Origin of the sequence: Kitasatospora sp. NPDC098663 (assembly GCF_044760075.1) — a bacterium.
Lineage (GTDB): Bacteria > Actinomycetota > Actinomycetes > Streptomycetales > Streptomycetaceae > Kitasatospora.
Window position 1 is genome coordinate 1 of record NZ_JBIWAP010000104.1, and the last position, 8,025, is coordinate 8,025.

At 68.6% G+C, this 8,025-nt stretch carries 10 protein-coding genes and 1 pseudogene; 5 read left to right on the forward strand and 6 right to left on the reverse strand.

Annotated features, from left to right (window positions below; genetic code table 11):
- The first annotated feature begins 5 nt into the window (after window positions 1-5).
- Together ACIQVZ_RS41915 and ACIQVZ_RS41920 are read left to right on the forward strand one after the other, a co-directional pair.
- Window positions 6-179 carry a DUF2776 family protein gene (locus ACIQVZ_RS41915; protein ID WP_402458317.1) on the forward strand — a complete coding sequence of 58 codons (174 nt, stop codon included), beginning with the start codon at window positions 6-8 and terminating at the stop codon, window positions 177-179.
- A 263-nt stretch (window positions 180-442) separates the two neighbouring features.
- Window positions 443-1,026: pseudogene (locus tag ACIQVZ_RS41920) on the forward strand (transposase); the annotation flags it as partial.
- On the opposite strand, the gene ACIQVZ_RS41925 reads toward ACIQVZ_RS41920, so the two are convergent.
- Entirely contained in the window at window positions 993-1,508 is a 516-nt protein-coding gene (locus tag ACIQVZ_RS41925; protein ID WP_402458296.1) for a hypothetical protein, read from the reverse strand. The pseudogene ACIQVZ_RS41920 and the gene ACIQVZ_RS41925 sit on opposite strands and share 34 nt — an antisense overlap.
- A 217-nt stretch (window positions 1,509-1,725) precedes the next feature.
- Here ACIQVZ_RS41925 and ACIQVZ_RS41930 point away from each other — a divergent pair, with 217 nt between their 5' ends.
- Window positions 1,726-2,040: a hypothetical protein gene (locus ACIQVZ_RS41930; protein WP_402458298.1), complete on the forward strand. Its 315-nt coding sequence runs from the start codon at window positions 1,726-1,728 to the stop codon at window positions 2,038-2,040.
- Here ACIQVZ_RS41930 and ACIQVZ_RS41935 read toward each other — a convergent pair.
- From ACIQVZ_RS41935 to ACIQVZ_RS41955, 5 genes are all read right to left on the reverse strand, one after another.
- A complete protein-coding gene (locus ACIQVZ_RS41935; protein WP_402458300.1) occupies window positions 2,030-2,803 on the reverse strand; it encodes a transposase in 774 nt (257 codons plus the stop codon). The genes ACIQVZ_RS41930 and ACIQVZ_RS41935 overlap by 11 nt on opposite strands.
- Window positions 2,804-2,952: 149 nt before the next feature.
- Window positions 2,953-3,282, reverse strand: coding sequence for a hypothetical protein (locus ACIQVZ_RS41940; protein ID WP_402458303.1), 330 nt, complete (start codon window positions 3,280-3,282; stop codon window positions 2,953-2,955).
- Window positions 3,283-3,301: 19 nt separating this feature from the next.
- A complete protein-coding gene (locus ACIQVZ_RS41945; RefSeq protein WP_402458306.1) occupies window positions 3,302-3,526 on the reverse strand; it encodes a hypothetical protein in 225 nt (74 codons plus the stop codon).
- On the reverse strand, window positions 3,523-4,419 hold the full coding sequence (locus ACIQVZ_RS41950; RefSeq protein ID WP_402458309.1) for an IS701 family transposase: 897 nt from the start codon (window positions 4,417-4,419) through the stop codon (window positions 3,523-3,525). The genes ACIQVZ_RS41945 and ACIQVZ_RS41950 overlap by 4 nt, the downstream gene beginning before the upstream one ends.
- Before the next feature lie 78 nt (window positions 4,420-4,497).
- Window positions 4,498-4,914, reverse strand: a complete 417-nt coding sequence (locus ACIQVZ_RS41955; RefSeq protein ID WP_402458312.1) for a DUF5958 family protein — start codon at window positions 4,912-4,914, stop codon at window positions 4,498-4,500.
- Window positions 4,915-5,785: 871 nt separating this feature from the next.
- On the opposite strand from ACIQVZ_RS41955, the gene ACIQVZ_RS41960 reads away from it, so the two are divergent.
- On the forward strand, window positions 5,786-6,487 hold the full coding sequence (locus ACIQVZ_RS41960) for an Imm1 family immunity protein (protein ID WP_402458314.1): 702 nt from the start codon (window positions 5,786-5,788) through the stop codon (window positions 6,485-6,487).
- Window positions 6,488-6,961: 474 nt separating this feature from the next.
- Window positions 6,962-7,870 (forward strand): ATP-dependent DNA ligase, encoded by a 909-nt coding sequence (locus tag ACIQVZ_RS41965; RefSeq protein ID WP_402458319.1) that lies wholly within the window; start codon window positions 6,962-6,964, stop codon window positions 7,868-7,870.
- The last annotated feature ends 155 nt before the right edge of the window (window positions 7,871-8,025 follow it).

Here is an 8,025-nt window from a genome sequence, read left to right on the forward strand (position 1 = left end):
CCCCGCTGGTCCCGGTCGGCACCACACTGCTGTGCCTGTTCATGTCGGCGTTCCTGTTCGAGTCGGCCGACCCGGACGTGATGGTCGCGGCCCGGGTCCTGGTCGGTCTCGGCGCCGCCTGCTTCTCGCTCTTCGCCGTGGTCTCCGTCCTGGAGGCCGGCGTCGCCGACCGGCACTGACCAGCCGCCCGAAAAAGCCGGCCGAGAACAGCGAAGGCAGGGAGCCGAAGCTCTCCTGCCATTGTCCAACTCGTACCGGACAGGGGGCCTTGCGGCAAGGCCCCCTCCCGGGCGCACAGTCGCTGACTGAATTGGGAAACCCGCGCAAATCGCACAACCCGGGTGTACCGCGTGCAATTGCCCGGCAGGGAATCGGAGAAGCAGGACACATGACCCAGCAGACGACCAGTGCCTTCGAGGTGCCCGAGCGGCTCGCCGTCGCCCGTCCCCTGGCCCCGCGCATGTTCGAGCGCCTCGTCGAGGACATCCTCACCGCCCTCGACGAGCAGACCGTCGTCGTCCCAGGCACCGAGGCCGCCGCGTTGATCGTGCCGAGCCTGGCAGGCTCCCTACGAGCCGTCCTCGACCAGCGCAAAATCCTGGAGAAGCGGATCCAGGAACTGCTCGACGAGCACCCGCTGTCCAAGATCCTGACCTCCATGCCCGGCATCGGCACCAGGACCGGTGCCCGGGTCCTGATCGACGTCGGCGACGCCAGCGCCTTCCCGACCGCCGCCCACCTCGCCTCCTGCGCCGGACTCGCGCAACCCGCAGTTCCGGCTCATCCATACGCGGCGAGCAACCCTCCCGACGGGGCAACAAGCAGCTGAAACGGGCGTTCTTCCTCGCCGCGTTCGCCTCGCTCAACGACCCGGCATCCCGGGCCTGCTACGACAAGAAGATCAACCAGGGCAAGCGCCACACCCAGGCCCTCCTCTGCTTGGCCAGACGTCGGGTCGACGTCCTGTTCGCCATGCTCCGTGACGGCACCTTCTACGAGTCCCGGCCCACAGCCGCCGGCAGTTGAACTCCACGGGGATCTGCCAGCAACACCACGCGGTCCGCCGCTAGATCGAACCCGAGCACCGGGTTCCCCCAGTCGCCTTCCGCCGTCATCCGCACGGGCTTGCCCAGCCGGCGCCCGATCGAGCCCAGGAAGCCACACAGGACGTCCACCCCCTCCTGGCCCTGTAGTTCCCGAAGGTCGACATCGAAATCGATCTCACCCGACGACATCGGCCAAAAGTTCGCCAGCACGTCCGCACACGGCCACACCCGCAGCATGGCCGTGTCCGCGTCGGCAGGACGCGACAACACCGCGTCCGCCGAGGGCAACGGAACCAGGACGTTGCCTTCCCAGTACTCCCACACCCAGCCGCACGACCGGACCAGGTCAAACACCAACTGCCAGTCCTCGACCGAGGCGCCCTCCACACCGACGTCCGGCAAGGCGCCCATCAGGTCAGGGTCGAAGAAGTCCTTGACGTTGTCCCACAGCAGATCCGGCATGCCGCCATGCTGCCCGCCGCGCCACCCGACCGCAGCCCGATTTCCTTGACGAACCCCATAGAGGCACCCCCCGCCCGTCCCGCCTCCTCCGACGACCGCCCACGCAAAACGCTCCGCCGGGAAAACCCGGCCGAAAGGCTGTCCCGTAAGTCGATGTTGGCCTCGGGCATACTGGCGGTCGTTGCCACTCGGAGCGAGTCTGGGATGGGGAGTCTGAGTGCTTGAGCTGCGCTGTGAAGCTGTGCGGTGGGTGGACGACGATCCGTTCCCCGGCATCATCGAGGTCCGGTTCATCGATGCTGCGGGACAGCCCTGGTCACTGATCGACAAGTGGCCGATTTTCGTGAAGCTCGATGAGCTGACACCCGAATCCGACTACCCCGTCGAGGTCACGGTGGCGTGCGTGATCCAGGGCGACGCCGACGCGACGGCCGGGGATGGGGTCGTGACGATCTCCACCTCGCCGCACGGCGTCACGACACCCGGCGGACGCGAGGAGTTCACGGTGAGGTGGGACCAGCTCATCCGCTGATCGCGAGGTTGTGGAGCAGCGCGATGCCGAGCATGGCGTGGTGCACTCCGGTTCCGCCCAGGCGGCAGTCGAAGAAGCGGAGGACCTTCCAGTTCTTCATCCGTGAAAAGACGTGTTCGACTCGGGCCCAGGCCCTGCGGTGGACGGCGTTGTCGGCTTCCTGCTCGGGGCTGAGGTGTTCCTGTCCGCGACGGCGTCGGTGCGGGATCAGTGCCCCGGTGCCCTGGTAGCCGCCGTCAGCCAGGACCGGCGCGTCGCGGCAGGCGCGGTCGACGCCCGATTCGGTGAGGGCCCGGCAGTCGTTGCGGTTGCCAGGCAGCGGCAGGCCGACTGCGACCACGAGCCGGCTGTTGGCGTCGATCACGACCTGCTGGTTGGTGGAGTACCGGTAGTTCTTGCTGGAAGCGGCGATCGTCCGGTCCCGGGTCGGTACGAGGGTGCCGTCGACGATCAGCACGGTGTCCTGCCGCAGACGGCGTGCGGGTGAGATCGCCAGCAACGGTGCAAGGTGGTCCAGCACCCGGTCCGCGGCGGACTTCGAGATCCCGAACAGCGGCGCGACCTGCCGCAACGTCAGGTTGGTCCGCCAGTAGGCGGCCACCAGCAGAACCCGGTCCTCCAAACCGAGCCGCCACGGCCGGCCGCGCTGGATGTCACCACCACGTCGACGGACCAACGAGACCAGCTTTCGGAACTGCGACTCGCCCAGCCCCGAGAACGGCTCGATCCACATCGGGTCGCTCGCCGAGATCACCCCACCCATGACGGGACCAACGCGGAACCACCCCAGTAGTTACGGGACAGCCTTGAGCGTTTGCGTTCAACTCATCCCGGCCCGGTCGGACCGGTCACATTCCGCTGTGCCACGACCCGCCTGACGAGCACAAGGAATATCGATCCGCCAGGCACTCCCTAGAGGGATTCACCTGCTTTGAGAAATCCCCGGTAGACGATCGCCAGCAACGCCGCGTAGGCGTGGATCTCTCGCGCGACCGCCAGGTCTTCTCCCGAGTATTCCCCGCACAGGACGTCAGCTTGAGCGATGACCTCGCCGAGTTCCGCCAGAACATCCGCACCTGACGGCCTGAACGCACCGGTCCTCATGAAGACGACGGCCCCCGTGGTGTGCTCATGAGCAATGGCGAGATCGGCGCGGAGCGCCCTCAACTCCCGCGTCGTGCCGTGTGGCGGATACGGAACGTGACTCCAAATGGTATAGGCATCGACGAAGCTCAGTTCCACAGGTCCTCGCATTCTTCAGCTACCTCCTTGCTGGGGGATGGTACGTCACGATCTTACTGCCATCCATCGACGTGAAAAGCACCTCGCCCGTTGTTGAATTGGCACATGTCTTCCCCTTCAGCATTTCCTCGCGGGATCCGATATCCTTGAGATTGACCTTCCATTCCCCGCTCGCCAAAGCGCCGGGCTGCTTCAGACGCTCAGCCAGCTCCTTGGCCGCGTCGACATATTCCCGCCGCGTCATGCCATTCGGAATCCCCTGCTCCTTGTAGTGATACAGGAACTGATCCCTGGAATTGTCGAAGGTGGCGCGGTGGAAGACGCCTCGACCTCGTCGGCGCCGACCTGCACCCACGCCCAGTCGTAGTAGCGCGGGCCCTTCGCGCCAGTTCCGGCGCTCTGCCGGTGCCAGGCTCCTGCGGGCAGGCCGGCGGCCACGGCATCGGCTCTCATCGCGGTGCGACCCTGGTTGATCCTCACGCGGGTGGTACAGACCACGGCCAGGACGTAGCCGGTCCCCCTTCCCTCCAACTCCGAGCGCAGAGACGGATCCTGGCCGTATGCCTCGTCGCCGGTCGCCCAGGAGGCGGTCAGGCCGGCATCCAGCGCCGCCGCGATCATCTGCGTGGCCAGCCGGGGCTTGGTCGCGAACTGAACGTCCTCGGGGATGCCGGCATCCGTCCGGCGCTCGGTGTCCTCGCACCAGGTGTGCTGCGGCAGATAGAGCCGGCGGTCGATCAGTGCCCGTCCTCGCCTGGAGGCGTAGGCGAGGAAGACCCCGACCTGGCTGTTCTCGATCCGTCCGGCGGTGCCGGTGTACTGCCGCTGGACGCCAGCAGATCGGCGGCCCTTCTTCGGGAAGCCTGTCTCGTCGATGATCAGCACCCCATCGGCGCCACCGAGGTGCTCGGCGACGTACGAGCGGACCTCGTCGCGGACCGCCTCGGCGTCCCAGCGTGCGCTCCGCAGCAGCCGCTGCATCGCATGCGGGCGGGCCTGACCGGTTTCCTCGGCCAACCGCCAGCAGTTCTTCCGCTCGATGCTCGACAGCAGCCCGAGCACGAACGCGCGTGCCGTCGTTCGGGGCTCCACCCGGCGGAACTGTCCCGCGATCCGACCCATGGCCTGGTCGAACATCGCCCGCCAGCGGGCAGGGTCTACGCTATGGCCCGCGGCCACCGCACGATCTTCAAGAGTCCACACAACCTCTGATGATCACGCGGTGGCCGTTCCCATCTGACGGCCGGGCGTCAACTGGTGCCAGGCGTGGGTGCATCCGTCGGCGCATTGACGTTCACGCCTGCGCTCGTCCGCGACGCCCAGCAGCGCGACCAGCAGCCGGAACGCTTTGACCCGCTCGTCCTCGGGCAAGTTGATGATCTTCGTCAGCTGCTCGGTCAGCCGCCCGCGCGTGATCAGTACCGCCGGGGTGTGGGTCGGTCGGACGTCCGAACGTCGGACGCTCTCGGCCCCGTCATCAACAGTGGCACGCGCCTGAAGGCAGTACCCGGCAGCATCGCGCAAGGCAACGAACTGTTCGTCAGCGGCAAGGCCCTCGAACCACTCGATACCCTCCGACATGGGACGCAGGCCCTGCGCGAGCTCGTTCAGGATGATCTCGCCTTCGTACATCTCGACCCCACTCCCATGACCAGCCCGAAGCAGCCAGCCCTCCAGGGCCATCGAAGCAGATCGCGAAGTGTGACTGGAGCACTAGGACGGCCGGGGCCACAACCGCCCGTGGACGGGCCTCGGCACCTCCGACGGACAGCGGAACCCAAGACCCCGGCGGGCCCTGCGGGGCGGCCGCCAGCGGCCCCCTGTCGACGGCGGCGTGTCCGCCGCGGGCGCCCTCCCGGCCAACGCGAACCACACCCCCCGGCCTCGGCCGGAGAACCAGAACCCGCAACCGGCGGCCCGGTAGCGGCCGGGGCACGGTCAGGAGGCGACGGTGAAGCAGGCACGGACCGCCAGGAGGGCCAGGTGCCCGGCCGCCGCGGCGGAACGGAAATCGAAGACCCCGGTGAACGGCCCGATCACCACCAGCAGGACCCCACGCGCGCGCAGCGGCCGTCACCACTCACGCCCGGCTCCGGTCTCCCCCTCGAACCAGGCCCCGCAGTCCGGCCGGCGCACCGTCAGGCCCGGCGGGGCCGCGACAGCCGACCGGCCCGGTGCCGGGTCTTCGTCGAGGACACCCGCGTCACCGGCCCACCCCTCCCCCGCCACCACCAGGCGCCCGACGGCGGCGGGCACCACCAGCACCGGGCCGGCCCGGCATCAACTCCGGCCACGCCCCGCCCGCGAGCCCCGCACCCGTAGTGATCTCCACGCAACGCCCCCTGCCCCACCACACACCACGTCCCCGGCCCGGCCCATCATCCCCCCCCACACCCCCAACCCGCGGCGGAACTCAAGCACATCGACGTCCCGGCCCCGTCGGACGAAGCGGCGTAGCCGGCGAAGACAGCGACTGCACCACGATGACGCCGGAAACCGCACCATGATGACGCCGGACCGACCGCTACTGTTTCTGATCAGGCATCAACCTGCGGGACGACACGACAAACCGCTGCAGCTCACCACGGCAACGAAATGCAACTTCACATCCAATCCAAGGGAAGAGAGCCACACCATAATGATTCTCAAAGTTTCGTACGGCTCTGAGTTTCGACACCCAACCAGCTGGCAAGAGATCGATTACCTGATCACCGAAGCCATCCGCTTCATCACTCCGCGCACGACAGCGGACGGACGGTCAGCCGCACGGCATGAAGCCTGGTTCTCGTTTATCGAACCACAGGCCGAGTATCCCAGCGCCAACCTGCGCGTCGCCGCCAACGAGACGACTGGGTTTGGCGCCGTGATCTGGTTCACCGACGGCCGCCCTCCTCGGCGGGGCGGAATCTACGACGATGCCTGGATCTCCGACAACCCCACGCCGTCTCGCATCGACTCCAGCCTGGTGTCCGACCCGGGATATCCAAGGTTTCACGACCCAGCAAGCGCAATTCCACTCCTCCAGGCCAGAGCCGCCATCGGGGAATTCTGCCGTTCGGACACGGGGGCGCGCCCCGAGTGCATCGCCTGGGTGACCGGCGACATTAACGGCCAGCGGCATGACAAGCTCCAGTTCGACGAAATCGACGTGGATGAGGATCGGATCCCGGTCAAGTACGACGACGGATCCCCCTGGGCCATGTAGCTGTAGCCTGCTCTCAGCTTGGGAATCCGGCAGGTCAACAGATAGCGCTGCAGGCCAGGCCGGTGCCAACACACGGATTCGGTCCTCGTACAGCGCAGTCCCGACCTGGTTCGGATAGGTCGGTACACGGACCTCCAGGGCCGATCGTCCCAACTACAGGACCGACCCACGAGAGAGCAACAGCAGACCACGAGCCATGCGGGAACCCGGGCGAAACCGGCCCGCGCCCAAGGCGCGACATAATCCCCGTCGGCCCGAGAAGATACGCCGGCCGCCACCCGCCAGAGGTGGCGGCCACCACTGGAGCCGGGCCCGACCCGGGTCTGCGAGACGACGGTGGCCGTGGCGCGCGCTGATGGACGGGGTGTCGGCCGGCCGGGCGCATCCGGTTCCGCTCCGGGCGCGGTTCGGCGGCACCCTGGGGGTGTGAGTGCCCGAGGATCCGCGCGGGTGCGGCTGCCCCACATCGAGCCGATGCTGGCGACGGCCGGCCCTCTGCCGTCCGGAACCGGATGGATCGGAGAGGTGAAGTGGGACGGGGCGCGGGCCGTCGCGTATGTGCCTGAGGCTGCGCCGGTGCGGCTGCTGGGCCGCTCCGGCGTGGACTTCACCGGGCGGTTCCCCGAGGTCGCCGACGCGCTCACGGAGGTCTGCGGCCCGCTGGTCCTGGATGGCGAACTGGTCGTGATGCGCTCCGGCGTCCCGTCGTTCGCTGCGCTGCAGGGCCGTATCCACCGCACCCGCCCGGAGGCGGTGCGGGCCGGGGCGGCCGCCGTGCCCGCTCTGTACGCCGCGTTCGACCTGCTGCACACCGGCCTGAGGTCGCTGCTCGACGAGCCGTACGCGCGCCGGCGCGAGCTGCTGGAGGACCTGGAGCTGGAGCGGCCGCACCTGCGGGTGCCACCGGTGTGGGACTCGGTCACCGAGGCCTACGGATGGACCCGCGAACACCGCTTGGAGGGCGTCGTGGCCAAGCGGCTCGACTCCCTTTACCGGCCCGGTGCCCGCTCCCGGGACTGGACCAAGATCAAGCACCTGCGGGTGGCGGACGTCGTCATCGGCGGATGGCTGCCGGGCGGGCAGGCCGGAGAATCCGTGCGCGCCGTCCTGGTCGGCGTCCCCACCCCGCCCGACGACGGCCGGCTCCTGTTCGTCGGCTCGGCCAGCAACGGCATGGTCACCGCTGAGAAGCGCGCCCTGGCAGCCGCGCTGCGCCGGCTCACAGTCCCGATGTCCCCGTTCACCACCGGCGCCAGCCTGGGACTGGCGCGCGGCACCGAGGTCCGGTTCGTCCGGCCCGAGCTCCACGCCGAGGTCGAGTTCCTGGAACTCACCGACAGCGACCGCCTCCGGCAGCCGGTGTGGCGCGGGCTCCGCGACTGAAGTGGGGCGCAGTCGGCCGGGCCCGGGGGCAGGGGGTGTTCCGTGGGGCGCGGCCGGTGGGAGGTCAGCGGCGCCCGGGATGGCGTGGCACGACAGCCGGATGGCCGGATGGCCGGGGCAAGGTCACCGCGGAGCAGCGCGGGTGGCCGTCGGGC

Bases quoted from the DNA above. Each gene is read 5' to 3' on its own strand.
- ACIQVZ_RS41925 (WP_402458296.1), bottom strand. From the start codon at position 1,508: ATGCCGGATCTGCTGTGGGACAACGTCAAGGACTTCTTCGACCCTGAC.
- ACIQVZ_RS41935 (WP_402458300.1), bottom strand. From the start codon at position 2,803: ATGGGTGGGGTGATCTCGGCGAGCGACCCGATGTGGATCGAGCCGTTC.
- ACIQVZ_RS41945 (WP_402458306.1), bottom strand. From the start codon at position 3,526: ATGACGCGGCGGGAATATGTCGACGCGGCCAAGGAGCTGGCTGAGCGT.
- ACIQVZ_RS41950 (WP_402458309.1), bottom strand. From the start codon at position 4,419: ATGTTCGACCAGGCCATGGGTCGGATCGCGGGACAGTTCCGCCGGGTG.
- ACIQVZ_RS41955 (WP_402458312.1), bottom strand. From the start codon at position 4,914: ATGTACGAAGGCGAGATCATCCTGAACGAGCTCGCGCAGGGCCTGCGT.
- ACIQVZ_RS41960 (WP_402458314.1), top strand. From the start codon at position 5,786: ATGATGACGCCGGACCGACCGCTACTGTTTCTGATCAGGCATCAACCT.
- ACIQVZ_RS41965 (WP_402458319.1), top strand. From the start codon at position 6,962: ATGCTGGCGACGGCCGGCCCTCTGCCGTCCGGAACCGGATGGATCGGA.